A 25585-nucleotide genomic window follows, 5' to 3' on the forward strand; every position below is an offset into this window, starting at 1 on the left:
TTGAAGGAGTTCGATCGGGGCTGAAACGTGACGTCGTTGGCGGCCCCTCGTATGCGAGCGTGTAACGTCAAAGGGTGGCGTCGTTGGGCAGAAGACGGCGGCACCCCACCTAAAGCGTCGATCTATTTGATACCGCTGGCTTATCACCCAGGGCCTGGGCCGGCCGAAAGCGGCAGCTATCTCGCCAGCAGCACGAGCACGGCGCCGGTGCCGCCCTGGGCGGTGGGCGCGGAGTGGAAGGCCAGCACGTCGTTGCGCAGGCGCAGGTGGCGGTCGACCAGGTTCTTCAGCACCGGCGCACCGCCATCGGACTGCAGGCCCTTGCCGTGGATGATGCGCACGCAGCCATGCTCGTGGTCATGCGCCTCCAGCAGGAACTGACGCAGCAGCTGTTCGGCCTGGCTGGCCGTGGCACCGTGCAGGTCCAGTTCGTCCTGTACCGAATACTGGCCCTTCTTCAGCCGCTGGAACATGCGCGGGGGCAGGTTGTCGCGGCGGTAGCTGAGGGCATCACCGGCATCCAGCGGAGCACCGTCGCGCAGCAGCCGGGCGAACTCTCCCAGCGCTTCCTGTTCATCACGTTCGGCCATCCGGGCACGCGGGCGCGGCTTGGGCCCAGCCGGGGCCGGGCCGCTGCCCTTGCGCAGCGGGGTAACCTGCCCGATGGCTGACCGGAACAGTTCGGCGGGATCTTCGTCATGCGGATGCGACATGCCGACAGGTTAACGCATGCCGCCACCGTCATGAGGATGCCCAATGACCCATGGCAGGGTAGGCCCTGCGAGCCGCATGCGGCACAATACAAGACGCACCTGCGAGGTCGCCGCCGCCGGGGGAGCGCCGTGACCACGTCCATGTCAGCAGTGATTGGAAGCGAAGTCTTGAACGATGAAGTGGTGAAAACCCAGATGCGGGTCCTGGTCAGCAATGACGATGGTGTCGATGCCCCGGGCATCGCCATGCTGGCGGCGGTCCTGCGCCAGGCCGGGCATGAGGTCACCGTGGTCGCCCCTGACCGGGACAGGTCCGGCGCCAGCAACTCGCTGACCCTGGACCTGCCGATCCGCCTCAAGCGCCTGGATCACCACACCGTCTCCGTCGCCGGCACCCCGACCGACTGCGTGCACCTGGCGTTGACCGGATTGCTGGACCAGGAGCCGGACATCGTCGTGTCGGGCATCAACAACGTGGCCAACCTGGGCGATGACGTGATCTATTCCGGCACCGTCTCGGCGGCGATGGAAGGGCGGCATCTGGGCCTGCCTGCGGTCGCCATGTCGCTGGTCAGCCACAACCATGAGCCGAAGCATTTCCAGACCGCCGCGCGCGCGGCGGTGGAGATCGTGGCGCAGCTGAAGGCCGATCCGCTGCCTGCCGACACGATCCTCAACGTCAACGTGCCGGACCTGCCGTGGAGCGAGGTCAAGGGCTTTGAAGTGACCCGGCTGGGCAACCGCCACCGCGCCGAAGGCTGCATCGCGCAGAAGGACCCGCGCGGCAATGCGGTCTACTGGATCGGCCCGGCAGGGCGCGAGCAGGATTCCGGCCCGGGCACGGATTTCCATGCGGTGCGCACCGGCTTTATTTCCATCACCCCGATCCAGGTCGACCTGACGCGCTACCAGGCGCTGGAAAAAGTGGCCAGCTGGGTCGGCGGGCTGAGCGCCGCACTGGGCCGCCCGGCATGACCGCGCGCCTGCGACTGCAGCCCGAAGCGGTAGGCATCGGCATGACCTCCCAGCGCGTGCGCGACCGCCTGGTCGAGCGCCTGCGCGAAGCCGGCATCGTCGATGAGGCCACCCTCAATGCCATCCGCGTGGTGCCGCGCCATCTTTTCATCGATGAAGCGCTGGCCTCGCGTGCCTACGAAGATACTGCCCTGCCGATCGGCCACGGCCAGACGATTTCCCAGCCGTGGGTGGTCGCGCGGATGACCGAGGCGATCGTGCAGGTTGCGCCGAAGACCGTGCTCGAAGTGGGCACCGGTTCCGGTTACCAGGCCGCCGTACTGGCCGCGGTGGGCCTGGAGGTGTTCACTGTCGAACGCATCGGCGACCTGCTGCGGCAGGCGCGCAAGCGGTTCCGCTCGCTGGCCATGAACATCCGCACCAAGCACGACGATGGCCGGGTCGGCTGGCCCGAACATGGGCCGTACGATGCCATCGTGGTCACCGCCGCGGCGCCGGCGCTGGTGGATGCATTGATCGAGCAGCTGGCCCCCGGCGGGCGGCTGGTGGCGCCGGTCGGCGGGCCGGGTGCGCAGTCGCTGGTGCAGCTTGACCGCCAGCCCGACGGCAGCATCACGCAGTCCGTGTTGGCGCCGGTCACCTTCGTCCCGTTGCTGTCTGGCATGCTGGACTGATTTTTCACGGAGCAGGGCATTCATGAAGATTTTCGGGCCGCTGTACGAGCGCGCATTGAAGTGGGCCAACCATGAGCGGGCACCGACCTACCTGACGGTGCTGAGCTTCATCGAAGCGATCATTTTCCCGGTGATGCCGGAAGTGATGCTGGCCCCGATGTGCGTGGCCCAGCCCAAGCGCGGCTGGTGGTTCGCCACGCTCAGCCTGTCCGGTTCGATGGTGGGTGCGGCGGTCGGCTACGCGCTGGGCCATTTTGCGTTCGAGGCGGTCAAGCCGCTGCTGGATACGATGGGCATGCTGCCCGGCATCGAGCGCGGCATTGCGATCGTGCAGGCCAAGATGGCCGAGTCGCCGTGGGCGGTGTTCACCTTCCTGGTGCTGGGCGGCTTCATGCCGATCCCGATGAAGGTCTTCACATGGGCGTCGGGTATCGTCGGCGTACCGATGCCGCAGTATCTGCTGAGCATGCTGATCGGTCGCGGCAAGCGCGTATTCGTGCTGGCTGCGGTGATCCGCATCGGTGGACCGCGCGCCGAGGCGGCGCTGCGTCGCTGGATTGAACCGCTGGGCTGGATCGCCACCGCGATGGTGGTGGCCCTGGTTGCCTGGCTTGTATGGAGGTCGAAGTTCGCATGAGTGCTGATCGTTTCAACAGGGGGCTGCGCCTGGGCGCGCTGGCCATCACGCTGACCGCGTTGACTGCCTGCGGTACCGCCACCGTGGTGCGTCCCTCCGGTTCGGGCGGCAGCGGTGCGTCGGCCACGCCGAAGGCCTCCGTCGCCCAGCCGGGCAAGACAGTGCGCGTGCAGAAGGGCGACACCATCTACGCCCTGGCACGCATCCACAGCATCACCCCGGCGGACCTGATCGCCTGGAACAGCCTGTCCAACCCGTCCACGATCTACCCCGGCCAGGTGATCCGCCTGTATCCGCAGGGAGCGGGCGGTGGCCGCGTGCCGACCACCGTGGTGACCGCGCCGCGGGCGTCCGGTGGCACCGCCACCACGACCCGGCCGGTGGCAACTACACCACCGGTGCGCAGCGGCATCAGCTGGCGCTCGCCTGCTGATGGCGCGGTCGTGGGTCGCTTCGTGGCCGGTGAGACGACCAAGCAGGGCGTGGACATCGCCGGCACCAGTGGCCAGGCGGTCAAAGCTGCCGCCGACGGCGTGGTGGTGTACTCCGGCGCCGGGCTGGTGGGCTACGGCGAGCTGATCATCGTCAAGCATAACGAGCAGTGGCTGTCGGCCTACGGGCACAACCGCAAGCGCCTGGTCAACGAAGGCCAGAGCGTGAAGGCCGGCCAGCAGATCGCGGAAATGGGCCGCACCGGCGCGAACCGGGACATGCTGCATTTCGAGATCCGCTACAACGGCAAGCCGGTGGACCCGCAGCAGTACCTGCCGGCGCGGTGAGCGCGGCTGCCGCCTAGAGCGGTTGCCTTGTTGTCTGCCTGCCTGGCGGGTGGCGGTGGGCCTATCCGGGACACGCCGTGAATCCGTCCCTGGAGGCTCGTCGCCGCATCCATGCGGCTCTAACGGTCCCGGCTAGCCCACCGCCACCCGCCTTCGACACGGTCGCCTCGGCGGGGGGAGAAAGAAAAAAGCAAAGGCAAACGCAAAGCAGCCGATCCTTGGATCGGCTGTCTGCTTTTGCTTTTTTCTTTTCCCCCCGGCCATCGGGGATTGTCGGGGGGCGGGGTAGGGGGCGTTGGCAGGACCGTCTTTTCGCATGGATGCGAAAAGCGAGCCCCCATGGACGGGTTCACGGCGTGTCCTGCCAATGCCCCCTATCCCGCCCCAACACACAAACCCCAGCGGCCGAAGTCGCCCTCAGCGACCAGAATTCACCGTTCGAGAATGAACGCCGCGGCGACCTTGCGGCCCTCGCCGGCGAGGATGTTGAAGGTGCGCGCCGCAGCAGGATTGTTCATCACTTCCAGCCCGATCCCACGTGACAGGCACGCGGCCATCAGCTGCTGCGAAGGAAACACCTGCGTGGCGCCGGTGCCGAGGATGATCAACACCGGTTCCAGCGCCAGGATCGCCTCCAGATGGGCCGGCTGCAGCTCGGCCACCGAACCCACCGGCCAGTCTTCCACCAGCACCTGCGGGGTGACGATGAAGCTCGCGGTCAGTTCGCGGTCGTTGATCCGTGCCGAGCGACCATCCGCACCGCGCAGCGTGTAGGCGTAATCAGGGGCTTGGTGGCTCAGTTGCATGGCAGGACCGGGTTATCAGCCGCGCGGCAGCACGATCTGGCGGTTTTCCTTGCTCGGCCGGTACAGCACGGCCACGTGGCCGATGCGCTGGACCAGCGCCGCCCCGGTGGTACCGACCAGCTCGGCGACCATGGCGTCGCGGGCTTCGCGATCCTCAGCCGCCACCTTCACCTTGATCAGTTCATGGCGCTCCAGCACCTCTTCCAGCTCGGCCAGGAAGGCCGGGGTCACGCCCTTGCCGCCAATCTGGAGCAGGGCTTTGAGGTCGTGGGCTTGGCCGCGAAGGAAACGGGTCTGGGATGCGGTCAGGGCAGTGGACATGCAGGAAAGCGCTGTGACTTGGGGGGTTCAGGGTATCATGGCCACCCCATCCGGCTGTATTTACCATGGTTTCCCGCAGCAAGAGCAGCCAGCGCTGGCTGAAAGAACACTTTTCCGACCCCTACGTGAAGAAAGCGCAGGCTGAAGGCATGCGCTCGCGCGCGGCCTACAAGCTGGAAGAGCTGCTCGAACGTGACCGGCTGCTGAAGCCGCACATGGTGGTGGTGGACCTCGGCGCCGCCCCGGGTGGCTGGTCGCAGCAGGTCCGCCGGCAGATGGGCGACACCGGCCGGGTGTTCGCACTGGACATCCTTGAGATGCCCGCGCTGGCCGGCGTGGACTTCCTTCACGGAGACTTCAGGGAAGAAGCCGTCCTATCGCAGTTCGAGGCCATGGTCGGGGACCAGCCGGTAGACCTTGTACTGTCCGATATGGCCCCCAATAAGAGTGGAATGGACGCGGTGGACCAGCCGCGGATGATGCACCTGGCAGAGCTGGCCATGGATTTCGCCGACAACCACCTCAAGACCGGTGGGGCGTTCCTGATCAAGCTGTTCCAGGGTGTGGGTTTTGACGACTACGTGCGTGAAATGCGCAGGCGGTACGACAAGGTCTCCATCCGCAAGCCGGACGCCTCGCGCAAGCGCTCCCCCGAGGTCTATGCCCTCGGACAGGGCAAGCGCGCCGTGATGAAGTAAGCTCGACAAGCAAGCCCGACCCATGCACCAGCCCGCACAAGAGGAATACCGGAGCCAATGAGGATGAACGACTTGACCAAGAACCTCCTGCTATGGGTGGTCGTCGCCGTTGTGCTGATGGTGGTATTCCAGAGCTTCTCGCCAAAGACGAGCGGCGCCGGTGCGCCGGGCGCGACCTATTCGCAGTTCCTGGACCAGGTAGACAGCGGCGCGGTGCAGAAGGTGACCTTCGCCGGCGACATGCGCGGCGGCACCAACGAAATCACCTACACCACGCGTGGTGGCCAGACCTCCACCATCACCGCACCGTTCGATCGCGACCTGATCAACGTGCTGCGCACCAAGAATGTTGAAATCGTCCAGCAGGAGCCGTCCAGCGGTATCTCGCTGGGCGCGATCCTGATGAACTTCCTGCCGGTGATCCTGATCATCGGCTTCTGGCTGTTCATCATGCGCCAGATGCAGGGTGGCGGTGGCGGGGCCAAGGGCGCGATGTCCTTCGGCAAGTCGCGGGCCAAGCTGCAGGGCGAGGACCAGGTCAAGGTGACCTTTGCCGACGTGGCCGGCTGTGACGAGGCCAAGGAAGAAGTCGGCGAGCTGGTCGATTTCCTGCGCGACCCGTCCAAGTTCACCAAGCTCGGCGGCAAGATTCCGCGCGGCGTGCTGATGGTCGGCCCGCCGGGCACCGGCAAGACCCTGCTGGCCAAGGCCATCGCCGGCGAAGCCAAGGTGCCGTTCTTCTCGATCTCCGGTTCGGACTTCGTGGAAATGTTCGTCGGCGTCGGCGCCAGCCGCGTGCGCGACATGTTCGAGCAGGCCAAGAAGCACGCGCCGTGCATCATCTTCATCGACGAAATCGACGCCGTCGGTCGTCACCGTGGTGCCGGTCTGGGCGGCGGTCATGACGAACGCGAGCAGACCCTCAACCAGTTGCTGGTGGAGATGGACGGTTTCGAAGGCGGCGAAGGGGTGATCGTCATCGCCGCGACCAACCGTCCGGACGTGCTGGATCCGGCGCTGCTGCGTCCGGGCCGTTTCGACCGCCAGGTGGTGGTCGGCCTGCCGGACGTGAAGGGTCGTGAGCACATCCTCAAGGTGCACATGCGCAAGCTGCCGCTGGCCGACGATGTCGAGCCGATGGTGATCGCGCGCGGTACCCCGGGCTTCTCCGGTGCCGACCTGGCCAACCTGTGCAACGAGGCCGCGTTGTTCGCCGCGCGCAGCAACGAGAAGGAAGTCCGCATGGACCACTTCGACCGTGCGCGCGACAAGATCCTGATGGGTGCCGAGCGCCGCTCGATGGCCATGAGCGAAGAAGAGAAGACCCTGACGGCGTACCACGAAGCCGGCCATGCCATCGTCGGCCGCCTGGTGCCCGAGCATGACCCGGTCTACAAGGTCACCATCATTCCGCGCGGTCGTGCGCTGGGTGTGACCATGTACCTGCCGGAAGGTGACAAGTACTCGATCAACCGCGTGGCGATCAATTCGCAGCTGTGCTCGCTGTACGGTGGCCGCGTCGCCGAAGAGCTGATCTTCGGCGCCGACAAGGTCACCACCGGTGCCTCCAACGACATCGAGCGTGCGACCAAGATGGCGCGCAACATGGTCACCAAGTGGGGTCTTTCCGAAACGCTCGGCCCGATCGCCTACGGTGAAGAGGACGACGAGGTCTTCCTTGGCCGTTCGGTGACCCAGCACAAGAGCGTGTCCAACGACACCGCGCGCCGTATCGACGAAGAAGTCCGCAGCATCCTGGACAAGGCGTATGCCCGGACCACTGAACTGCTGACCGCCAACGTCGACAAGCTGCATGCGATGACCCAGCTGCTGCTGCAGTACGAAACCATCGATGCGCCGCAGATCGACGCGATCATGGAAGGCCGCGATCCGCCGCCGCCGATGGGCTGGGGCAAGTCGAATACCGATGGCAAGAATGGCGGTGGCAACGACAAGGGCGGCGATGCCCGTCCGGTGCCGCCGATCAGTGGCCCGGCCGAGCAGATCTGATCACTGCTGCTGCGCGTTGAGGGAAAGGCCGGGGAAACCCGGCCTTTTCCGTTCAGCCAGCCCGTGCATGCAGGGGGCGGCTGCGGGACAATAGGGACTACGTTTGGTTACTGACCGGAAACTGCATGTCGACGCCCCCGCCCGAACCGATTTCCCATACCGCTGAAATGGTCATTGCCACGGTGGTCGGCGTGGCCGTCGGCCTGGGCCTGGACAATCTGCTGCTCGGCTGCGTGGTCGGCATCGCGCTGGGCGTGGTGCTCAGCATCGGCAAGACGCTGTATCTGGATCGCAAGCGTCGCAGACGCTGACCATCACGGCGGGTCGCGCCGCGGCATGCCCGGCGGATCGGTTGAATTTCCTGTTGACGGCCAGCGGCCGTCACTACCTTGAGGGACCGCCATGTTCGACATTTCTCCCCAGCTCGATTGTGCCGGCCGCGTACTGCGCCTTGATCGTGCGCGGGTGATGGGCATCGTCAACGTCACTCCGGATTCGTTTTCCGATGGCGGCCAGCACGACAGTGCCGAGGCTGCAGTTGCGCACGGCCTGAAGCTGGTGGAAGAGGGCGCCGACCTGCTGGACATCGGCGGTGAATCGACCCGCCCCGGCAGTGCGCCGGTGCCGCTGGACGAAGAGCTGCGCCGCGTCCTGCCGGTCATCGAGCAGCTCGCCGCACGCACTACGGTGCCGATCAGCATCGATACCTTCAAGCCGGAGGTGATGCGCGCGGCAGTGGCGGCCGGCGCCGGGATGATCAATGACATCCACGCGCTGCGGCAGCCCGGCGCACTGGACGCTGCGGCCGACGCCGGCGTGCCGGTGGTGCTGATGCACATGCAGGGCGAGCCCGGCAGCATGCAGGCCGATCCGCAGTACGACGACGTGGTGGCCGAAGTACATCGCTTCCTGGTCCAGCGTCTGTTCGCCGCGGAAATGGCCGGCATCGCGAAGAAGAACCTGGTGGTCGACCTCGGCTTCGGTTTCGGCAAACGCGTGGACCACAACATGACCCTGCTCGCGCGTTCGGAACGCTTCCTCGAACTCGGCGTGCCGATGCTGGCCGGCCTGTCACGCAAGCGCACGCTGGGGGAGCTGACCGGCCGCCAGCTGCCTGCCGAACGCGTGGCGGCATCGGTCGCAGCGCACCTGGTAGCGGTGCAGCGCGGCGCGCGTATCGTGCGCGTGCACGACGTGGCCGCCACCGTGGATGCCCTGAAAGTGTGGGCGGCCGTGGAGGCGGTGCCGTCGCCGCGCAAAGACGCCGCGCCTGCGATCCGCTGGCCGGACGAAGGCTGATGGCGGAAGACCGTCGACCCGTTGCGATCGCGGTCATGGGCCCGACCGCCAGCGGCAAGACCGCGCTGGCGATCGATCTGGCGCGGCGGCTGGACGGTGAGATCGTCAGCGTCGATTCGGCGCTGGTCTATCGCCATCTGGACATAGGATCGGCCAAGCCGGATGCCGCCGAGCGCGCGCAGGCGCCGCACCACCTGCTGGACCTGTGCGATCCATGGCAGTCGTTTTCCGCTGCCGAATTCGCACGCGCCGCACGTGCTGCCGTGGATGACATCATCGCGCGCGGCAAGCGGCCCATTCTTGCCGGCGGGACCGGCCTATATTTTCGCGCCCTGCTGGAAGGGTTGTCGCCGATGCCGCCGGCAGACGAAGCCACCCGGCTGCAGCTGTCGGCCGAGGCGGCCGAGCGTGGCTGGCCGGCGCTGCATGCCGAGCTGGCCACGGTGGACCCGGCAGCCGCCGCGCGGATCCATGCCACCGACCCGCAGCGGATACAGCGGGCGCTGGAGGTCTACCGGATGACCGGCCGGCCGATCAGCGAATGGCAGCGGGTGCCGGGCGAAGGCCGGCTGCCGGTACGGACCCTCAAGCTGGTGCTCGCACCGCGTGATCGCGCCGTGCTGCACCAGCGCATCGAGCGGCGCTTCGATGCGATGCTGGCCGGCGGCTTCCTGGATGAAGTGCGGGCCCTGCGGGCGCTGCCCGCGATGGCCACAGTGGCATCACCACTGGACCTGCCGGCAGTGCGCGCGGTCGGCTACCGACAGGCCTGGGAGTATCTGGACGGCAACCAGGACGCCGCCACGTTCCGCGATAAAGCGATCTTCGCCACGCGCCAGTTGGCCAAACGGCAACTGACCTGGCTGCGTGGCGAGCTTGATGCGCGCTGGTTCGATCCCCATGTAGACCAGCAGCGGTTGACGGCGGCGGTTTCCGCGTTCGTCCCGCCCTGACAGCGTGCCGGGCGCCTGCCGTGTACCATCGACCTGTCGGTGGGCGGCTGGGGGGCCGTGGCATCTGCCGACACCCATAAAAACAATAATCAGGAGTTAGCAATGTCCAAGGGGCAATCGCTGCAGGACCCGTTTCTGAATGCACTTCGGCGCGAGCGCGTGCCGGTTTCGGTGTATCTGGTCAACGGCATCAAGCTGCAGGGCACGATCGAGTCGTTCGACCAGTTCGTGGTGCTGCTGCGCAATACCGTCAGCCAGATGGTCTACAAGCACGCCATCTCCACCGTGGTCCCGGCGCGCAACGTCAAGCTCGGTCCGGGCGGTGGTTTCGTGCAGGCCAACGAAGATGGCCAACCAGCGGGTGATGAATCCATTGAATAATCCTGGAGTGGTACGTGTTTGATCGCTCGAAAAAGGGTGAAAACGCCCTGTTGATCCAGCCCCATTTCGGCAAGCTGGAAGAGGACGTGCTCGAAGAGTTCGGCGACCTGGCACGCTCGGCCGGTGCCAGCATCGCGGCTACCATCACCGCGCGCATCGACCGCCCCAATCCCTCCACCCTGATCGGCAGCGGCAAGCTGGACGAGGTGAAGGCGGCTGCCGACGCAACCGGTGCGGACCTGATCCTGGTCAACCATGCGCTGTCGCCCGGCCAGGAGCGCAACCTGGAAAAGTTCCTGGAGCGGCGGGTGATCGACCGCACCGGGCTGATCCTGGACATCTTCGCCCAGCGTGCGCGCAGCCACGATGGCAAGCTGCAGGTCGAGCTGGCGCAGCTGCGCCACATGTCGACCCGGCTGATCCGCGGCTGGACCCACCTGGAGCGCCAGCGTGGTGGCTCCATCGGCCTGCGCGGCCCGGGTGAGACCCAGCTGGAAACCGATCGCCGCCTGCTGCAGAAGCGCGTGGAGCAGCTGCAGAAGCGGCTGGAAAAGGTGGAAGTGCAGCGCACCCAGATGCGCCGTGCCCGCCTGCGCAGCGAGCTGCCGCGCGTGGCGCTGGTCGGCTACACCAACGCCGGCAAGTCAACGCTGTTCAATTCGCTGACCGGCGCGGAGGCGTACGCCGCCGACCAGCTGTTCGCGACCCTGGACCCGACCGTGCGTCGCATCGCGCTGCCCGGTGGCAATGTGGTGCTGGCCGACACGGTGGGCTTCGTGCGCGACCTGCCGCATGACCTGGTGGCTGCGTTCCGCTCCACCCTGTCCGAAGCGCGCGAGGCTGATTTCCTGCTGCATATCGTCGACGCCGCCGATCCACACCGCGAAGAGCGCATCGCCCAGGTCGACGAAGTACTGGCGGCCATCGGTGCGGGCGACCTGCCGCAGCTGCTGGTGTTCAACAAGATCGACCGCATTGAAGGGGCCGAGGTGCGCCACGATGGCCACGACGGCGTGCCCGATGAATCGCGCCGCGAGCGGGTCTGGATCTCCGCGCGCGACGGCCGCGGGCTGGACGTGCTGGAAGCGGCACTGGGCAAGCGCCTGGGGCTGCAGCATGTGACCGGCGAGCTGCGCCTGCCCGCTTCGCAGGGGCGCCTGCGCGCGCGCTTGCACCAGCTGGAAGTGGTCCGCGCCGAAACCGTGGACGAAGAAGGCTGGCTGCTGCAGGTGGAAATCCCGATCGCGGAGGCGGAGAAGCTGGCCGCCGGCGAGGACGGGGCCGCGATCCAGGCACTGCTGCCGGAAAAGCTGCCTGAGTGGTGATTTCACCTGCGGTTGGGGTCAGCGTGCCTTTTCGTAGTAAAAGGACGCTGACCCCGCGTTCCAGGAATGTTCCATGACCCTCCCCACCGACGACATGCTGGCCGGCCTGGCCAGCGAGCTGGGCCGCACGCTGCAGGCAGCGAGCCTGCAGCTGGTTACCGCTGAAAGCTGCAGTGGCGGCTGGATCGCCAAGGCGATGACCGATATCGCCGGCTCATCGGCGTTCTTCGATTGCGGCATGGTGGTGTACAGCTACGAAGCCAAGCAGCGGCTGCTGGGCGTACGCGCGCAGACGCTGGAGGCGTTCGGCGCGGTCAGCCGCGAAACCGTGCTGGAGATGGTATCCGGTGCACTGGTCAACTCCGGCGCGGGCATCGCGGTGGCGGTGACCGGCATCGCCGGCCCTGGCGGCGGCAGCGACGATAAGCCGGTGGGCAGTGTATGGATCGGCTGGAAACGCCGTGGCGGGTATGCGCAGGCACAACTGTTCCACTTCCATGGCGACCGCGATGCGATCCGCCGGCAGACCGTTTCGGCGGCATTGAACGGACTGCTCGCCCAGCTGTGAGATGCTGCGCGCTCGCACAGCCTGGAGCATGCATCGATGTGGGAAACGCTCGGCACCGTCCGTGATCTCGGCCGGCTGCAGGAAATCGCATCGGTATTGATCCGCAACGGCTTCGGCGACTTGGTGCGGCGGATCGGCCTGGCCGACGTGCTAGAGCGGGCGGGGCGCCTGCTGCACTGGGGCGACGACACCCAGCGCACGCCGCTGACCGCCCCGATGCGCGTGCGCCGGGCGATGGAAGAACTGGGGCCCACCTTCGTCAAGCTGGGCCAGGTGTTGGCCACCCGCGTGGACCTGTTCCCGCCCGACTGGATCGCCGAATTCTCCGAATTGCAGAACGCGGTGCCGGCACTGCCGTACGCGCAGATCCGCGAACAGCTGGAGCGGGATGTCGGCGGCGATCCGGCGCAGGTATTTGCCTGGCTGGATGAGGTGCCGATGGCGGCGGCCTCATTGGCGCAGGCGCATCGTGCGCGCCTGCACGACGGCCGCGAGGTGGTATTGAAGGTGCGCCGCCCCGGTATCCGCGACGTGGTGGAAGCGGACCTGCGGCTGCTGGCGCGGCTGGCGGAGATCATCGAGGCGCGGTTGCCCGACCTGCGCCGTTACCGGCCAGCAGAGGTCGTTCAACAGTTCACCGGCTCACTGCGACGTGAGCTGGATTTTGCCGCCGAATGCCGCAATGCCGAGCGCATCGCGCGCGACTTCGGCGGCCGCACCGACATCCTGATTCCTTCCGTGCACTGGCAGTGGACGTGCGAAAGCCTGAACGTGCAGGACTTCGTCGATGGCATCGCCGGGCGGGACCTGGCGGCGGTGGACGCGGCCGGACTGGATCGCCGCCAACTGGCAGCGCGGGGTGCCGACATCGTGCTGAAGATGGTGCTGCAGGACGGCTGTTTCCACGCCGATCCGCACCCGGGCAACATCATCTACCTGCGCGATGGCCGGATCGGCGTGATCGATTTCGGCATGATCGGCACGTTGTCCGAGTCGCGTCGCTTCCAGGTGGCGCAGCTGCTGCACGGGCTGGTGGAGCAGGAACCCGAAGCGGTTGCCGACATCCTGCTGGACTGGGCGGGCGGGGTGGCGGTGGACGAAGGGCGGTTGCAGCAGGACATCAGCCAGTTCGTCGACCGCTATCGCGGCGTGCCACTGAAGGACCTGCGCATCGGCCTGATGCTGAGCGACATCACCCTGTTGCTGCGCAGCTACAACCTGATGCTGCCGGCCGACCTGGCCTTGATGATCAAGGCGTTCCTGACGCTGGAGGGCATGGGCCGCCAGCTCGATCCCGAGTTCGACATGGCCAGCGCGGCACGCCCGTTCCTGGAGCAGGTGGTGCTTCAGCGCTATGCACCCCGGGCGCTGCTCAAGCGTGGCCGCCGCAGCCTGTTGGGGATGATCGAGCTGGCCGGCGAACTGCCGCGCGACCTGCGCCGACTGGTGCAGGCCGCACGCCGCGGGCGCCTGCAGATCAAGGTCGAAACCAATGCGCTGAAAGGCTTCGGCGACCAGGTGAACCAGGCGGCCAACCGCATGGTGGTGGGTATCGTTACGGCCGCGCTGATCATCGGCTCATCGATCGTGATGCACAGCGTAGGCGGGCTCTCCAGCCGATGGCTGCTGGTATTGGGCGTGGGTGGTTTCATCGGGGCCGGGTTGTGCGGGGTGTGGATCCTGTTCTCGATCTGGCGCAGCGGCCACAGGCGCTGAGGCGGCTGGTTTGGAGCTGCAGCTGGGGGCGGGCGGGGAGGCTATGCGGGGCACGCGCAAGTACGTCCATGTAGCTCTTCGCGGCTCCTGCCGCTCAAGGCCCCGCAGAAAAGAAAAACAAAAGCGGTAGCGCCGACCCATGGTCGGCGAGCGCAGCGGGCCGTAGGCGGGAACATTCCGCCGACCATGGGTCGGCGCTACCGCCTTTTTTCCTTTCCTTTACCGTGGTGGGCGCACGCAAAATGTCACAGGGCCGGGCGGTGGGGCTGGGCGGGGGCGTTGAGTGCCATGGATGGCACGAAACGAGGCCCGCAGGAGCGGCTTTTGCCGTCCCCCGACCAGCCCCACCGCCCGGCCCAGACCCAATAAACCGGTTCACAACGAGGGGCTCAGCCGTTCGCTGCAATCCAGCACGGCACTTGCGACGCGAATGAGTTAGTAGTATTACTACTAACCATGGACACGACGAACCTGACCGAAACCCAGCAGGCCATCCTGCAGCTGATCGCCGAGCGCATCGAATCCGAAGGCGCACCGCCTTCGCAGACCGAAATCGCCCGTGCCTTCGGCTTCAAGGGCGTGCGCGCCGCGCAGTACCACCTTGAAGCGCTGGAAGCGGCCGGCGCCATTCGCCGCGTCCCCGGCCAGGCCCGTGGCATCCGCCTGGTGCAGGCACCGCCGGTGAAGCAGATCGCCGACCCGACGCGGGACGACAGCGTGCTGCGCCTGCCGGTGCTGGGGCGTGTCGCGGCCGGACTGCCGATCGGCGCGGATATCGGCTCGGACGATTTCGTCGTGCTCGACCGCGTGTTCTTCTCCCCGGCACCGGATTACCTGCTCAAGGTGCAGGGCGATTCGATGATCGACGAAGGCATCTTCGATGGTGACCTGATCGGCGTGCACCGTACCCGCGACGCCCGTACCGGGCAGATCGTGGTGGCGCGTATCGACGAAGAGATCACCGTCAAGCTGCTGAAGATCGGCAAGGACCGTATCCGCCTGCTGCCGCGCAATCCGGATTACGCCCCCATCGAAGTGTTGCCGGACCAGGATTTCGCCATTGAAGGCCTGTACTGCGGCCTGCTGCGACCCAACCGTTGAATGCCCGGGGGCGGCTGCCGCTGACGTCTGCGGCGATAATGTTCGACTTGCCCGGCGCGCGTCTCATCCTGTGCGATGCGCTGCCGCTACAGTCACCCCCGAACCCGAGTTGACCACGATTAAAAAGATGACCACTTCCCCAAGGACCAAGACGATGGACGAGAACAAGAAGCGTGCCCTGGCCGCCGCCCTGAGCCAGATCGAAAAGCAGTTCGGTAAAGGCTCGGTGATGCGGATGGGCGATCGCGTTGTCGAGCCCGTCGAGATCATCCCGACCGGTTCGCTGATGCTGGATATCGCATTGGGCATCGGCGGCCTGCCCAAGGGCCGGGTCGTGGAGATCTATGGTCCGGAGTCCTCGGGCAAGACCACCCTGACGCTGCAGGCCATCGCCGAGTGCCAGAAGAAGGGCGGCACGGCAGCCTTCATCGATGCCGAGCACGCCCTGGACCCGATCTACGCCGCCAAGCTGGGCGTCAATGTAGACGACCTGCTGCTGTCGCAGCCGGATACCGGTGAGCAGGCGCTGGAAATCGCCGACATGCTGGTGCGCTCCAACTCGGTGGACATCGTGGTGGTCGACTCGGTCGCCGCGCTGACCCCGAAGGCCGAAATCGAAGGCGAGATGGGTGACCAGCTGCCGGGCCTGCAGGCCCGTCTGATGAGCCAGGCGCTGCGCAAGTTGACCGGCAACATCAAGCGCTCCAACACCCTGGTGGTGTTCATCAACCAGCTGCGCCACAAGATCGGTGTGATGATGCCGGGCCAGAGCCCGGAAGTGACCACCGGCGGCAATGCGCTGAAGTTCTACGCCTCGGTGCGCCTGGACATCCGCCGCATCGGTGCGATCAAGAAGGGTGATGAGATCATCGGCAACCAGACCAAGATCAAGGTCGTCAAGAACAAGCTGGCGCCGCCGTTCAAGCAGGTCATCACCGAGATCCTTTACGGCGAAGGCATCAGCCGCGAGGGCGAGCTGATCGACATGGGCGTGGAAGCCAAGCTGGTCGAGAAGGCCGGCGCCTGGTACAGCTACGGCGAAGAGCGCATCGGCCAGGGCAAGGACAACGCCCGCGGCTACCTGCGCGACAACCCTGCCGTGGCCCAGCGCCTGGAAGCGGAGCTGCGCGAGAAGTTCCAGCCGGCGGAAGCACCGAAGGAAGCCGGCGACGAAGACGACGCCGACGAAGCGTAAGACATGCTGTGGGGCAGGGCGGCGCCGTCAGTGACGTCGTCCTGCCCCGCAGGATTTTCACGCCGATCAAGGGCGTGGCGTCAGGGACGGCGCTGAGTGAAGGATGAGCATGCACGACGAATCCGATGCCCCACCGGGCGCACGTAAACGCCGCCGGCCCGAATTGACACCCCTGCAGCGGGCGCTTGGCCTGCTGGTGCGGCGCGATCATTCGCGCAAGGAACTGGGGCGCAAACTGGTCGCGCGCGGCATCGAGCCGGAGCTGGCGCAGGCCGCGGTGGACAAGCTGACCAGCGAGGGCTGGCAGGACGATGAGCGCTTCGCCGAGTTCCTGGTGCGCAACCGCGCCAATGGCGGGTATGGACCGCGCCACATCCAGGCCGAACTGGGCACCCATGGGCTGGACAGTGATGCCATAAGCGCCGCGATGGACAGCTACGAGGGCGATTTCCTCGACAACGCCCGTGACCTGGTACGCCGCCGGTTTGGCGAGGAAGGACCGCAGGACCTGCCGCAGCGGCGCAAGGCCGCCGACCTGCTGGCCCGTCGCGGGTTCGATGGCGACACGATCCGCCGCGCCACCCGCTTCGATGCAGAGGACTGAGCGGCGCTGGCCTGTTACCCTTCAACGTTTCGGAGGTCCGAAACCCGACCCTGGCCAGTGTGGCTGGAGGCGGTGGCGCCTCCGGCACGCAGACTGCCAGCCCCCATGACCGCATCCGCCAAATTCACTACTTCACAGATCCGCAGCGATTTCCTTGAGTTCTTCAAGGGCAAGGGCCACACCATCGTGCCATCGGCACCGCTGGTACCGGGCAACGACCCGACCCTGCTGTTCACCAATTCCGGCATGGTCCAGTTCAAGGACGTGTTCCTGGGCGCGGAGAAGCGCAGCTACGTGCGCGCTGCCGACGTCCAGCGCTGCCTGCGCGCAGGCGGCAAACACAACGATCTGGACCAGGTGGGTTACACCGCCCGCCACCACACCTTCTTCGAAATGCTGGGCAACTGGTCCTTCGGCGACTACTTCAAGAAGGACGCCATTGCCTGGGCCTGGGAACTGCTGACCCAGGTCTGGAAGCTGCCGGCCGAGCGCCTGCTGGTCACCGTCTACCAGACCGATGACGAGGCCTACGCGCTGTGGCGCGACATGGTCGGCATCCCGGAAGAGCGCATCGTGCGGATCGGCGACAACAAGGGCGCCCCATACGCTTCTGACAACTTCTGGCAGATGGCCGACACCGGTCCGTGCGGTCCGTGCACGGAGATCTTCTATGACCATGGCGACCACATCGCCGGTGGTCCGCCGGGCTCGCCGGATGAAGATGGCGACCGTTTCATCGAAATCTGGAACCTGGTGTTCATGCAGTTCGATCGCCAGCCCGATGGCAGCCTGGTGCCGCTGCCGGCGCCCTGCGTGGACACCGGCATGGGCCTGGAGCGCCTGGCGGCGATCCTGCAGCACGTGCACACCAACTACGAAATCGACCTGTTCCAGGCGCTGATCCGCAAGGCCAGCGAACTGACTGGCATGGCCGACCTGGAGAACAAGTCGCTGCGGGTGATCGCCGACCACATCCGTGCGTGTTCGTTCCTGATCGTCGATGGCGTGCTGCCGTCCAACGAGGGCCGTGGCTACGTACTGCGCCGGATCATCCGTCGCGCGCTGCGCCATGGCTGGATGCTGGGCGTGCGCCAGCCGTTCTTCAGCAAGCTGGTGCCGACCCTGGTCGAGCAGATGGGCGTGGCCTATCCGGAACTGCCGGCCACCGCCGACACCGTCACCCGCGCCCTGCAGGCCGAAGAAGAGCGCTTTGCCGAGACGCTGGACGCCGGCATGAAGATCTTCGAAGACATCGCGGGCAAGGCCAGCAACAAGATCATTCCCGGCGTGGATGCGTTCCGTCTGTATGACACTTACGGTTTCCCGCTGGACCTCACCGCTGATATCGCGCGCGAGCGTGACATGACCGTGGACACCGCCGGCTTCGACGTGGCGATGGAACAGCAGCGCGAAACCGCGCGTGCGGCGGGCAAGTTCGGCGGCGGCGTCAGCCTGCCGGCCGATCTGGTCGCCACCCTGAAGCCGACCGTGTTCCTCGGTTACGACGCGCTGCAGGCCGATGGCCTGCGCGTGGTGGCGCTGCTGAAGGACGGCCGTCCGGTGCAGGCCGCCGCTGCCGGTGATGCGGTGATCGTGCTGACCGAACAGACCCCGTTCTACGCCGAATCCGGCGGCCAGGTCGGTGACACCGGCGTGCTGTCGGCCGCTGGCGTGCGCGTGGACGTGACCGAGACGCAGAAGTTCGCCGGCCAGTTCCATGGCCATGTCGGCACCCTGGCCGAGGGCAGCCTGAAGATCGGTGACGTGCTGGCCGGACAGGTCGATGCCCAGCGCCGTGGCGCAACCATCCTCAACCACTCCGCCACCCACCTGCTGCATGCGGCCCTGCGCGAAGTACTGGGCACCCACGTGCAGCAGAAGGGTTCGCTGGTCGCGCCGGACCGCCTGCGTTTCGACTTCTCGCATTTCCAGCCGATCAGCGCCGAGGAACTGGCGATCATCGAGCGCAAGGTCAACCAGCAGGTGCGCATCAACAACGCCGTGGAAGTGCACAACATGGCCATGCAGGAAGCGCTCGATTTCGGCGCGATGGCTCTGTTTGGCGAAAAGTACGGCGAGAACGTGCGCGTGCTGAAAATGGGCGATTACTCCACCGAACTGTGCGGCGGCACGCATGTCAGCCGCACCGGTGACATCGGCCTGTTCAAGATCACCTCCGAAGGCGGTGTGTCCGCTGGCGTGCGCCGCATCGAGGCGGTCACCGGCCAGGGTGCGCTGGATTTCGTCGCCGACGAAGAATCGCGCCTGTCCGAAGCGGCCAGCCTGCTCGGCGGCAGTGCGGGCGAGGTGGTGGAGAAGATCCGCACCCAGATCCTGCGCCAGAAGCAGCTCGAACGTGAACTGGAATCGCTGAAGGCCAAGCTCGCCGCCGGTGCCACCGCGGACCTTTCCACCCAGGCCGTGGACGTGTCCGGGGTGAAGGTGCTGGTCGCCCGGTTGGAGGGCTTTGACGCAAAAGCCCTGCGCGATGCGGTGGATCGCCTCAAACAGCAGTTGGGTGATGCCGTGATCCTGCTGGCCGGTGCGCAGGACGGCAAGGTCGCCTTGGTTGCTGGCGTGAACGGCAGTGCAATGGGCCGGGTCAAGGCCGGGGAACTGTTGTCCCACATTGCCAGTCAGATCGGGGGCAAGGGCGGTGGTCGTCCCGATCTCGCCCAGGGTGGTGGCGAGGACGGGCCCGCCCTTGCGACTGCCCTGGCTGCGGCGATCGACTGGGTCCGTCCGCGTCTGGGATGAACCGCAGCCCTTCCGCGCCTTGAAGCTGCGGGAGGGCTGACGGTACCATTGGCAATCTTTTTCCCTTCGTAGTGGGGCGGGCCTTTACGGCGCGCCAGGCCGGTGGGGGATACCCTTCCACACGGTTTCATGGAGAATTACCACAATGTTGATCTTGACCCGCCGCGTTGGCGAAACCCTGATGATTGGCGACTCGGTCAGCGTGACCGTCCTGGGCGTCAAGGGAAACCAGGTCCGTATCGGCATCACGGCGCCGAAAGACGTGGCCGTGCATCGCGAGGAAATCTACCAGCGCATCCAGCGCGGTGATGAAGCTGCGACCAGCAGTGAAGATTCTGCTGAATAAGGCTTTACCTCCGGCCGCGAAAAAAGCTATTATTCGCGTCCCCGCTGCGGAGTACTTCTCCACCAGCGGTTGCAACACCCCGGAGCGATGCCCGAGCGGCTGAAGGGGCTCCCCTGCTAAGGGAGTATAGGGTCAAAAGCTCTATCGAGGGTTCGAATCCCTCTCGCTCCGCCATACACTCAGAAAAGCCCCTAGAAATAGGGGCTTTTTTGTTGCCCGCTCCCTTGCTACCCGCCCGGTTACCCACCCACCTGCAGGCGCCGATTTTGGGCAATTTGCCGCCTGATCCAGCCCTGCACTTCGGATTGTATCCACAGTGCGCGCCTGCCCACACGGATGGACTTCGGGAAGCGGCCAGCCTTGATCTCCCCGTAGATGAATGTGGTGCCCATCCCGGTGGCCGCGCGGACGCGCTCAAGGGACAGAAGTTCTTCAAGGGTTTCAGCTGCGCCCATCGCGGTTCTCCTTCGTTGTGTCTGATGCTGCGTGATGCCTGCCTACTTCCAGGGGACGGAAGCCGACCACCCATACCCACGGATTGCTCTCCCAGTCGCCACCGGTGTCGCCCCAGAGGTAGCGGAACGCATCGCGGTGCGTGGGCTCCTTCGCCGCTACCGGGTTGGTGCCCTCGGCCTCCGCATCGGCCTCGGTTATCGCCTGCAGCCGCTCCACGCGGACGGCGGTGATCTCCAGCACCAGGCGGCAGGCGTCGCGCGGCATGTGGATGCTGGGGCGCCAGCGCGCCGCGCTCGGGCTATATCGATCGTCGGCGGCGTAGAAGATGTTCGACCGTGGCGGCACCTCACGCGGAGACAGGTGATCGAACGTGCTGTGCGTCTTCCACCTCTCCCGAACCCACAGCCGGTCGCCGGGCTGGCCGAAAGGGCAGAAGTGCGCGGTCGTCGGGCCGTGGGGGTGACGCAGCGACGACCGCCAACCGTGCGCGGATGGGTTCGGAAAAGTCGCCTGCGCAATGTCATCGGCCGGCTGGGGCTTCATCGCCCGCCGCGTCTGCGTTTTCGCGCCCGACAGGATGGCGCGCACCATGGCGCCGTTGAACAGGATGGGGCGCTCAGTCATTGATCTGCTCCTGTGGGATCAGCTTCTGCTGCTGGACGTGTTCGATGACCGTCTTGCCGCTCGGCAAAAGGATGTGCGAAAGGAACGCGGCTTCGAAGGTGAGCATGCCGATCTCGATCGCGGTGACCTGGCCTTTCACCCAGTCGCGCAGGATCGAATAAACCGCGATGCCGCCGATCTTCAAGGCCTTGGATTCGTGCTCAGCCTTGGTAGCGCGCACGCGCGGACCGTGAGGGTGCGCCTTGAGCCAGGCAGCCGCATAGCCCCGGGCGCTGGCCTTCAGCTGCACCTGCCGGCCGCGGTGCTCGAATTGGATGAACAGCTCCCCGGTTTCGTAATCCTCGCCGGTGGCGAAGCGCTGGCAGCCAAAGGCGCGCAGCATCTTCTGGATATCGTTGATGGCGTTGCTGCCGCTGGTGGCGTTCTCGTAGGGCAGGCTCACAAAGCCACCCCCGACTGCAGCAGCGCCGCGCGCGTCTTGGCCCAATTGCCCTCGTGCTTGACGGCAATTCCGCCCGCTTGCGCCCATGCGAGGCAGTTCTTGCCGAAGTCATCGACCAAAATGTCCCCGGGCTGGTGCATGAAGAGCGGCTTATGGCGGCCGCCCAGCACCGGCAAAACCAGGCAAGTCTGCGACAGATGCTCGCGGACCCATGCCCGCTTCTGGGCAGCAACGTGCGGATAGTTCGACTTGGGGCAGGCCGTCAGGATCACCGGGTTCAGGTGCTCAACGCTGCGGAAGAAATCCAGCGCGCCGGCCATCGGAGGCAGGTCGCGGAAGAACGACGGATGCGAGTTGATGTGTCCCCACATCTCATCGTCAGCGAGCGAGCGGTGGTCCAGGCCGAAGACCTGCGGGAATGCTCCGTCGAAGTCGGCCATCACTCCGTCCAGATCGATGTAGAGCGTGCGGCCGGGATCGTTCGGCTCGTCCACGGCCTGCGCGGGCGGGGCTTCGTGCTCGGATGCGCGACGCGCCACAGATTCCACGTATAGGTGGGCCGCAGCACGCTCCCGTGCATCATTCTGCTTCTTGTCATTTGCGGAGAGGGCCACAACCACGGCCGCCACCACCACGGCATCCGCCAAGTCGTGCTGGCCCTCGCCGCGCAGGAGTTTGATCGCGTCCTGCAGTGAGTCATTAAGGTTCATTGGATTTTCCTTTCTGATGCTGGTCGATGCGCTCGATCAGGTAGTTGGCTTCGTTCGTTAACTTCGCGGCGTCGAATCGGTTTATGCGTGCGGTCTTCGCGAGCTGGATCAGTTCCTCAAGCGGCTGCCGGAACCACTCGAGGCTGATGGCGTCGCGATCGCGGAAATTGATGACCTTGCTGGGTGGTACACAGTCCGGGCCTGACAGGAACATCGGCTCCTGGCAGTCCCGGCAGACGTTCTTGTCGTCCCACCGGTGTTCCTTGACTGGTTTGGTCGGCGGCGGGTGCAGGTACAACGCCCGAACGTCTAGGCGTCGACGTGACGCGTAGGCCACATCGCCTTCGCCGGGATTTCCCCAGCCGTTGATCACACCCTTGGGCCGCACCTCGAAACGCACGGGCTTCTGCTTCCCGTAGAGCTCCGCCATGAAGGTTTCGGCCCAGATCCCGATCAGCGCTGCATCGACGGGCTCGCCGCGCGCTGCAGCCCGGCGCATCTCCCTGACACAAGCGGCTACGGTCTTTGGCTCGGCGGGCGCCGGCGCGGCATCAGTCTTCACCAGGCTCACTTGGGCACCTTCTCGAGAAACCCCGGGTCGATGTTCCAGCCGGCCTCGCGCGCACCGAGCAGCCGCAGCTCATTGGCGTCGAACTCGTCCAGCCGAAGGAACACCGCGGCGGCATTGATGTGCTGGGGCCCGAGGGGGCTTGAGCGGTAGAACAGGTCGTAGACGTTCTGCGTGGTGCATTTCCACGGCCCAGCGAGCGCCTGCATCCGGTGCCCTTCCTCCCGCAGATGGCGCCGCAGGTGCGCGCGCACGCTATCGACAGAGCGTGGAACACGGATGGGGCGGCCACCGCATGCCATGCCGTTGTTGGCGTGCTGACGGCGTCCAGTCACGTGCTCACCCCGGCGGTCATCGGCGTGAAGCCTTGGCGGGAGGGAGCGCGAAGCGATGGCGACGGCCCGAACTCCAGGGGGGGCTGTGGCATAGCGCTGGCAGCTGCAGGTGAGATCCACAGCGACTCGATGCGTGGCTGATTGGACTGGGCGCGCGCGTGCACGTCGACCCTGCGCCAGCCGACAAGGGCCTCGTCGTACAACGGATGCCGGTACCCACTGAGCAGCACCATGCCGCGCACCTGCAGCAGCTGGTCCAGCAACGCCACGTGGTCGGCGTCCTGCAGCTCGTGGGCGTAGACCTTGCGGTGGTCGCCGGCACGCGTTTTCAGCACGTAGGGTGGGTCGACGTAGAACAGGGTCGACGGCGAATCGAACTGGGTGATCAGGTCGGTGGCCGGCTGCTCATCGATCAGGACGTCGCGCAGGCGATCGACATAGGCGGGGATGTGCTGTGGCCAGCCCCGCCACATCGATGTCGGCGTGTGGTGAGTCGGGCCGGCACGCCAGCCATTCCGCGCCAGGCGCTTCTTGGCGCCAATGGACTGCGCCGTGCGGACCACCATCCGGCGCGCAGCCTCCACCGGGTCCGTGCAGTCCTGCCATGCCAGCACGAACTCGGCGCGGGAGTAGGGCGTTGTTTCCAGAGCCCGGCGCAGCTGCTCGGCCAGCACCGGGTCACGCAGCACCCGGAAGAACGCCACCACGTGGCTGTCCAGGTCGTTGTAGACCTCGATCGCTGACGGCGGCTTGCGCAGCAGCACCGACATAGCCCCGCCGAAGGGCTCGACGTAGCAGTGGTGCCGGGGCATGTGGCCGATGATCCAATCGGCCAGCCGCCATTTCCCACCGTGGTACCGGAGTGCGGGCCGGGAGATCATGCGAACAGGTCCTGTTGGGCCGGAGTCCGCGTCTGCCGATCCTCTTCCAGCGCTTGGGTGATGACCGCCGCCGCGCGCTGCCGCGCATTCCCCGCCCAGCGGAGCAGCACGTCGGAGAACGGTGCGCCCCGACGGACGCGGGCCTCGTGCAGCAGCACGCGCGCGGTGTGCTTGTGTTGGATGGCGACCGTGTTCATGCAGCCGCCTTCAGCGCAAGGATGACTTCGCGTTCAACTGTCGGGCAGACCGCATTCCCAAGCATGTGCATGGCGTCCCGCTTGTTTGCAGGAAGCTTGTAGTCAGGTCGGAAGCTCATCGCGGCACGCGCCTCGTCGACCGTTATCATGCGCATGCGGTTGCCATCGATCACGGCCCACCGGTCCCGCGTGGTGATAGTGCCAATCGGACGAGCCAGGCTGCGTCCGGTCAGTCCAGAGCCTTTACCGAAGTACGGGGCAATGAACTGATCGCCGAATGCGGCGCGTCCCGCCTTGATACGGGCCAAGGTCGCGGCAGACCTGCCGGGCTGCTCGATAAGCGACCAGTTGCCTGCGCTGAAGTCGATGAACGAACTGGCCGGCACATAGTTGCGCCGCTCAAGGCGCAGTTCTAGCGGGTGCTTGCTCTTCGTCAGAATCACGAACACCCGCTTCCGGTGCTGCGGCACGCCGAAGTCGGCAGCGTCCAGAATATGGGGACTTACCGCGTATCCCAGTGCCACCAACGCAGCGCACCAAGCCGGGAACAGCTTCCATTTCAGAAACTCAGGCACGTTCTCGACGACCGCGGCCTCGGGCAGCCACAGCTCCATTGCTGCAATCACTGCCCACGCGGTAGCCCGAGTGGCGTCGTGGTGCGGCCGCTCTTTACCACGGGCATGGGTGTGGCCTTGGCATGCGGGCGAGGCCAAAAGCAGGTCGAAGTGGGGCAGCAGTGAGAAGTCCATCTGCTGCAGGTCCTGGCAGAAGTGCTTGGTCTTCGGGTGGTTGGCGGCGTGGATATCGATGGCAATAGGCGAGTGATTCGCCGCTGCCACCACTTCACATCCGGCCTGCTCGGCGCCCTCGGTGGCACCACCGCCGCCGCAGAAGAAGTCCGCGGCCTTCACGAGCGCCGTTCGCTGCGGTGCCGGGAAGTTGAAGGAACGGGAGCCGTCAGCCACGGGCGGTCTCCGCACCTTCAGCCAGACCGAACGGTGGCCTCAGCGGCCCCGGCCCACTGCAGGCCAGGGCCATGGTGCGGATAGCGTGGGCACTGGCAGCGTGTGCCGCCTCAGCGATGGCGGCGAGATCCTTGGCCAGCTGGTCGCGGGTAGCGGGGCGCATGGTCTGGAGGATCGGCCCGCCGCGCTGCTGCGCCTCTACGGCGCACTGGGCGACCAGGTCGATGAGCAACCGCGGCGCAATGATGCTGCTCTCGCCGTTGAGCGACAGGTCCAGCTGCTTGACCAGCCGGGCGTGCGCCTGCGATGCGAGCTGCACGTGCTCGGACCGGCTTACCAGTGGCAGCGCTGCGGCCAAGCCGGCGCGGATGTGGTTCGCATAGCCCAGGTTGCTGTCGCGGCTGGCGAACGCGGCTCGGAACGCTTCAACCGCTGCGTCGCTGATCGAGGGGGTGTCCGCCGTGGCGGGAGTGGGGCTGGTCTGCTTCATCGGGAGGTTTCCGCAGGATGCGCGTGAGGCGCTGATTGAGGGGATAGCGGGCGTGGAAG

At 66.1% G+C, this 25585-nt stretch carries 31 protein-coding genes and 1 tRNA gene; 19 read left to right on the plus strand and 13 right to left on the minus strand.

The features are described from left to right. Window positions 1-176: 176 nt before the first annotated feature. On the minus strand, window positions 177-713 hold the full coding sequence (locus CXG43_RS11555; RefSeq protein ID WP_101100061.1) for a Smr/MutS family protein: 537 nt from the start codon (window positions 711-713) through the stop codon (window positions 177-179). A gap of 195 nt (window positions 714-908) precedes the next feature. Here CXG43_RS11555 and surE point away from each other — a divergent pair, with 195 nt between their 5' ends. The 4 genes from surE to CXG43_RS11575 are packed head-to-tail and all read left to right on the plus strand — an operon-like array spanning window position 909 to window position 3778. Then, window positions 909-1688, plus strand: a complete 780-nt coding sequence (gene surE, locus CXG43_RS11560) for a 5'/3'-nucleotidase SurE (RefSeq protein ID WP_042613041.1) — start codon at window positions 909-911, stop codon at window positions 1686-1688. Further along, window positions 1685-2362 (plus strand): protein-L-isoaspartate(D-aspartate) O-methyltransferase, encoded by a 678-nt coding sequence (locus CXG43_RS11565; RefSeq protein ID WP_101100062.1) that lies wholly within the window; start codon window positions 1685-1687, stop codon window positions 2360-2362. Before surE ends, CXG43_RS11565 begins: the two co-directional genes overlap by 4 nt. A gap of 22 nt (window positions 2363-2384) precedes the next feature. Next, window positions 2385-2999 (plus strand): YqaA family protein, encoded by a 615-nt coding sequence (locus CXG43_RS11570; RefSeq protein WP_101100063.1) that lies wholly within the window; start codon window positions 2385-2387, stop codon window positions 2997-2999. Beyond that, window positions 2996-3778 carry a peptidoglycan DD-metalloendopeptidase family protein gene (locus tag CXG43_RS11575; RefSeq protein ID WP_101100064.1) on the plus strand — a complete coding sequence of 261 codons (783 nt, stop codon included), beginning with the start codon at window positions 2996-2998 and terminating at the stop codon, window positions 3776-3778. Before CXG43_RS11570 ends, CXG43_RS11575 begins: the two co-directional genes overlap by 4 nt. 431 nt (window positions 3779-4209) lie before the next feature. Here the strand turns inward: CXG43_RS11575 and CXG43_RS11580 are convergent, their stop codons facing one another. Then, window positions 4210-4584 (minus strand): Mth938-like domain-containing protein, encoded by a 375-nt coding sequence (locus tag CXG43_RS11580; RefSeq protein WP_101100065.1) that lies wholly within the window; start codon window positions 4582-4584, stop codon window positions 4210-4212. 15 nt (window positions 4585-4599) lie between these two features. Next, window positions 4600-4905: a ribosome assembly RNA-binding protein YhbY gene (yhbY, locus tag CXG43_RS11585; RefSeq protein WP_042614911.1), complete on the minus strand. Its 306-nt coding sequence runs from the start codon at window positions 4903-4905 to the stop codon at window positions 4600-4602. Window positions 4906-4970: 65 nt separating this feature from the next. On the opposite strand from yhbY, the gene rlmE reads away from it, so the two are divergent. From rlmE to CXG43_RS11660, 15 genes are all read left to right on the plus strand, one after another. Continuing rightward, a complete protein-coding gene (rlmE, locus tag CXG43_RS11590) occupies window positions 4971-5603 on the plus strand; it encodes a 23S rRNA (uridine(2552)-2'-O)-methyltransferase RlmE (protein ID WP_101100066.1) in 633 nt (210 codons plus the stop codon). Window positions 5604-5666: 63 nt separating this feature from the next. After that, the gene (gene ftsH / locus CXG43_RS11595) at window positions 5667-7613 is read left to right on the plus strand and encodes an ATP-dependent zinc metalloprotease FtsH (protein WP_182655496.1); all 1947 of its coding nucleotides are present in this window, start codon (window positions 5667-5669) and stop codon (window positions 7611-7613) included. 125 nt (window positions 7614-7738) lie between these two features. Further along, the gene (locus tag CXG43_RS11600) at window positions 7739-7924 is read left to right on the plus strand and encodes a hypothetical protein (RefSeq protein ID WP_042614908.1); all 186 of its coding nucleotides are present in this window, start codon (window positions 7739-7741) and stop codon (window positions 7922-7924) included. A gap of 91 nt (window positions 7925-8015) precedes the next feature. Then, the gene (folP, locus tag CXG43_RS11605; protein WP_101100068.1) at window positions 8016-8912 is read left to right on the plus strand and encodes a dihydropteroate synthase; all 897 of its coding nucleotides are present in this window, start codon (window positions 8016-8018) and stop codon (window positions 8910-8912) included. Then, window positions 8912-9865: a tRNA (adenosine(37)-N6)-dimethylallyltransferase MiaA gene (gene miaA / locus CXG43_RS11610; protein ID WP_101100069.1), complete on the plus strand. Its 954-nt coding sequence runs from the start codon at window positions 8912-8914 to the stop codon at window positions 9863-9865. Before folP ends, miaA begins: the two co-directional genes overlap by 1 nt. A gap of 102 nt (window positions 9866-9967) precedes the next feature. Then, window positions 9968-10246 (plus strand): RNA chaperone Hfq, encoded by a 279-nt coding sequence (gene hfq / locus CXG43_RS11615; RefSeq protein WP_042614905.1) that lies wholly within the window; start codon window positions 9968-9970, stop codon window positions 10244-10246. 14 nt (window positions 10247-10260) lie between these two features. Continuing rightward, the gene (gene hflX, locus CXG43_RS11620; RefSeq protein ID WP_042614904.1) at window positions 10261-11571 is read left to right on the plus strand and encodes a ribosome rescue GTPase HflX; all 1311 of its coding nucleotides are present in this window, start codon (window positions 10261-10263) and stop codon (window positions 11569-11571) included. Between the two features lie 73 nt (window positions 11572-11644). Then, a complete protein-coding gene (locus tag CXG43_RS11625; protein WP_101100070.1) occupies window positions 11645-12139 on the plus strand; it encodes a CinA family protein in 495 nt (164 codons plus the stop codon). Window positions 12140-12175: 36 nt separating this feature from the next. Continuing rightward, window positions 12176-13855 (plus strand): AarF/UbiB family protein, encoded by a 1680-nt coding sequence (locus CXG43_RS11630; RefSeq protein WP_042614902.1) that lies wholly within the window; start codon window positions 12176-12178, stop codon window positions 13853-13855. 456 nt (window positions 13856-14311) lie between these two features. After that, entirely contained in the window at window positions 14312-14956 is a 645-nt protein-coding gene (gene lexA, locus CXG43_RS11635) for a transcriptional repressor LexA (protein ID WP_101100071.1), read from the plus strand. A 154-nt stretch (window positions 14957-15110) separates the two neighbouring features. Then, a complete protein-coding gene (gene recA / locus CXG43_RS11640; RefSeq protein WP_042615466.1) occupies window positions 15111-16151 on the plus strand; it encodes a recombinase RecA in 1041 nt (346 codons plus the stop codon). Window positions 16152-16260: 109 nt separating this feature from the next. Further along, window positions 16261-16755, plus strand: coding sequence for a recombination regulator RecX (gene recX / locus CXG43_RS11645; protein ID WP_101100133.1), 495 nt, complete (start codon window positions 16261-16263; stop codon window positions 16753-16755). Window positions 16756-16860: 105 nt separating this feature from the next. Continuing rightward, a complete protein-coding gene (alaS, locus tag CXG43_RS11650; protein WP_101100072.1) occupies window positions 16861-19512 on the plus strand; it encodes an alanine--tRNA ligase in 2652 nt (883 codons plus the stop codon). Window positions 19513-19657: 145 nt separating this feature from the next. Next, entirely contained in the window at window positions 19658-19858 is a 201-nt protein-coding gene (csrA, locus tag CXG43_RS11655) for a carbon storage regulator CsrA (RefSeq protein ID WP_042615469.1), read from the plus strand. A gap of 81 nt (window positions 19859-19939) precedes the next feature. Beyond that, window positions 19940-20032, plus strand: a tRNA-Ser gene (locus tag CXG43_RS11660). Between the two features lie 65 nt (window positions 20033-20097). Here CXG43_RS11660 and CXG43_RS11665 read toward each other — a convergent pair. From CXG43_RS11665 to CXG43_RS11710, 10 genes are all read right to left on the minus strand, one after another. Next, window positions 20098-20313, minus strand: a complete 216-nt coding sequence (locus CXG43_RS11665; RefSeq protein ID WP_101100073.1) for an AlpA family phage regulatory protein — start codon at window positions 20311-20313, stop codon at window positions 20098-20100. Next, entirely contained in the window at window positions 20300-20938 is a 639-nt protein-coding gene (locus tag CXG43_RS11670) for a hypothetical protein (protein WP_101100074.1), read from the minus strand. Before CXG43_RS11670 ends, CXG43_RS11665 begins: the two co-directional genes overlap by 14 nt. Further along, entirely contained in the window at window positions 20931-21380 is a 450-nt protein-coding gene (locus tag CXG43_RS11675; RefSeq protein WP_101100075.1) for a hypothetical protein, read from the minus strand. The genes CXG43_RS11670 and CXG43_RS11675 overlap by 8 nt, the downstream gene beginning before the upstream one ends. Beyond that, window positions 21377-22090, minus strand: a complete 714-nt coding sequence (locus CXG43_RS19450) for a hypothetical protein (protein WP_232767741.1) — start codon at window positions 22088-22090, stop codon at window positions 21377-21379. Before CXG43_RS19450 ends, CXG43_RS11675 begins: the two co-directional genes overlap by 4 nt. Continuing rightward, the gene (locus CXG43_RS11685; protein WP_157825201.1) at window positions 22080-22661 is read right to left on the minus strand and encodes a hypothetical protein; all 582 of its coding nucleotides are present in this window, start codon (window positions 22659-22661) and stop codon (window positions 22080-22082) included. Before CXG43_RS11685 ends, CXG43_RS19450 begins: the two co-directional genes overlap by 11 nt. Beyond that, entirely contained in the window at window positions 22658-22912 is a 255-nt protein-coding gene (locus CXG43_RS11690) for a hypothetical protein (protein WP_232767743.1), read from the minus strand. Before CXG43_RS11690 ends, CXG43_RS11685 begins: the two co-directional genes overlap by 4 nt. Before the next feature lie 77 nt (window positions 22913-22989). After that, window positions 22990-23874 carry a DNA adenine methylase gene (locus tag CXG43_RS11695; RefSeq protein WP_101100078.1) on the minus strand — a complete coding sequence of 295 codons (885 nt, stop codon included), beginning with the start codon at window positions 23872-23874 and terminating at the stop codon, window positions 22990-22992. Beyond that, complete coding sequence (locus CXG43_RS11700) at window positions 23871-24071, minus strand: hypothetical protein (protein ID WP_101100079.1); 201 nt, start codon at window positions 24069-24071, stop codon at window positions 23871-23873. Before CXG43_RS11700 ends, CXG43_RS11695 begins: the two co-directional genes overlap by 4 nt. Further along, on the minus strand, window positions 24068-25036 hold the full coding sequence (locus CXG43_RS11705) for a DNA cytosine methyltransferase (protein WP_232767745.1): 969 nt from the start codon (window positions 25034-25036) through the stop codon (window positions 24068-24070). Before CXG43_RS11705 ends, CXG43_RS11700 begins: the two co-directional genes overlap by 4 nt. Further along, on the minus strand, window positions 25029-25526 hold the full coding sequence (locus CXG43_RS11710) for a hypothetical protein (protein WP_101100081.1): 498 nt from the start codon (window positions 25524-25526) through the stop codon (window positions 25029-25031). The genes CXG43_RS11705 and CXG43_RS11710 overlap by 8 nt, the downstream gene beginning before the upstream one ends. Window positions 25527-25585 lie beyond the last annotated feature (59 nt).

It is taken from the genome of Stenotrophomonas sp. Bg11-02 (assembly GCF_002836635.1).
GTDB lineage: Bacteria > Pseudomonadota > Gammaproteobacteria > Xanthomonadales > Xanthomonadaceae > Stenotrophomonas > Stenotrophomonas lacuserhaii.

What these genes read in the sequence shown, in the direction of transcription:
- ftsH (WP_182655496.1), top strand. Translation starts at nt 5,667, where the DNA reads ATGAACGACTTGACCAAGAACCTCCTGCTATGGGTGGTCGTCGCCGTT.
- alaS (WP_101100072.1), top strand. Translation starts at nt 16,861, where the DNA reads ATGACCGCATCCGCCAAATTCACTACTTCACAGATCCGCAGCGATTTC.
- CXG43_RS11665 (WP_101100073.1), bottom strand. Translation starts at nt 20,313, where the DNA reads ATGGGCGCAGCTGAAACCCTTGAAGAACTTCTGTCCCTTGAGCGCGTC.
- CXG43_RS11600 (WP_042614908.1), top strand. Translation starts at nt 7,739, where the DNA reads ATGTCGACGCCCCCGCCCGAACCGATTTCCCATACCGCTGAAATGGTC.
- CXG43_RS11575 (WP_101100064.1), top strand. Translation starts at nt 2,996, where the DNA reads ATGAGTGCTGATCGTTTCAACAGGGGGCTGCGCCTGGGCGCGCTGGCC.
- CXG43_RS11700 (WP_101100079.1), bottom strand. Translation starts at nt 24,071, where the DNA reads ATGAACACGGTCGCCATCCAACACAAGCACACCGCGCGCGTGCTGCTG.
- csrA (WP_042615469.1), top strand. Translation starts at nt 19,658, where the DNA reads ATGTTGATCTTGACCCGCCGCGTTGGCGAAACCCTGATGATTGGCGAC.
- recA (WP_042615466.1), top strand. Translation starts at nt 15,111, where the DNA reads ATGGACGAGAACAAGAAGCGTGCCCTGGCCGCCGCCCTGAGCCAGATC.
- recX (WP_101100133.1), top strand. Translation starts at nt 16,261, where the DNA reads ATGCACGACGAATCCGATGCCCCACCGGGCGCACGTAAACGCCGCCGG.
- CXG43_RS11695 (WP_101100078.1), bottom strand. Translation starts at nt 23,874, where the DNA reads ATGATCTCCCGGCCCGCACTCCGGTACCACGGTGGGAAATGGCGGCTG.
- miaA (WP_101100069.1), top strand. Translation starts at nt 8,912, where the DNA reads ATGGCGGAAGACCGTCGACCCGTTGCGATCGCGGTCATGGGCCCGACC.
- CXG43_RS11670 (WP_101100074.1), bottom strand. Translation starts at nt 20,938, where the DNA reads ATGACTGAGCGCCCCATCCTGTTCAACGGCGCCATGGTGCGCGCCATC.
- surE (WP_042613041.1), top strand. Translation starts at nt 909, where the DNA reads ATGCGGGTCCTGGTCAGCAATGACGATGGTGTCGATGCCCCGGGCATC.
- CXG43_RS11630 (WP_042614902.1), top strand. Translation starts at nt 12,176, where the DNA reads ATGTGGGAAACGCTCGGCACCGTCCGTGATCTCGGCCGGCTGCAGGAA.
- lexA (WP_101100071.1), top strand. Translation starts at nt 14,312, where the DNA reads ATGGACACGACGAACCTGACCGAAACCCAGCAGGCCATCCTGCAGCTG.
- CXG43_RS11580 (WP_101100065.1), bottom strand. Translation starts at nt 4,584, where the DNA reads ATGCAACTGAGCCACCAAGCCCCTGATTACGCCTACACGCTGCGCGGT.
- folP (WP_101100068.1), top strand. Translation starts at nt 8,016, where the DNA reads ATGTTCGACATTTCTCCCCAGCTCGATTGTGCCGGCCGCGTACTGCGC.
- CXG43_RS11625 (WP_101100070.1), top strand. Translation starts at nt 11,645, where the DNA reads ATGACCCTCCCCACCGACGACATGCTGGCCGGCCTGGCCAGCGAGCTG.
- CXG43_RS19450 (WP_232767741.1), bottom strand. Translation starts at nt 22,090, where the DNA reads ATGAACCTTAATGACTCACTGCAGGACGCGATCAAACTCCTGCGCGGC.
- yhbY (WP_042614911.1), bottom strand. Translation starts at nt 4,905, where the DNA reads ATGTCCACTGCCCTGACCGCATCCCAGACCCGTTTCCTTCGCGGCCAA.
- CXG43_RS11710 (WP_101100081.1), bottom strand. Translation starts at nt 25,526, where the DNA reads ATGAAGCAGACCAGCCCCACTCCCGCCACGGCGGACACCCCCTCGATC.
- hfq (WP_042614905.1), top strand. Translation starts at nt 9,968, where the DNA reads ATGTCCAAGGGGCAATCGCTGCAGGACCCGTTTCTGAATGCACTTCGG.
- CXG43_RS11570 (WP_101100063.1), top strand. Translation starts at nt 2,385, where the DNA reads ATGAAGATTTTCGGGCCGCTGTACGAGCGCGCATTGAAGTGGGCCAAC.
- rlmE (WP_101100066.1), top strand. Translation starts at nt 4,971, where the DNA reads ATGGTTTCCCGCAGCAAGAGCAGCCAGCGCTGGCTGAAAGAACACTTT.
- CXG43_RS11565 (WP_101100062.1), top strand. Translation starts at nt 1,685, where the DNA reads ATGACCGCGCGCCTGCGACTGCAGCCCGAAGCGGTAGGCATCGGCATG.
- CXG43_RS11555 (WP_101100061.1), bottom strand. Translation starts at nt 713, where the DNA reads ATGTCGCATCCGCATGACGAAGATCCCGCCGAACTGTTCCGGTCAGCC.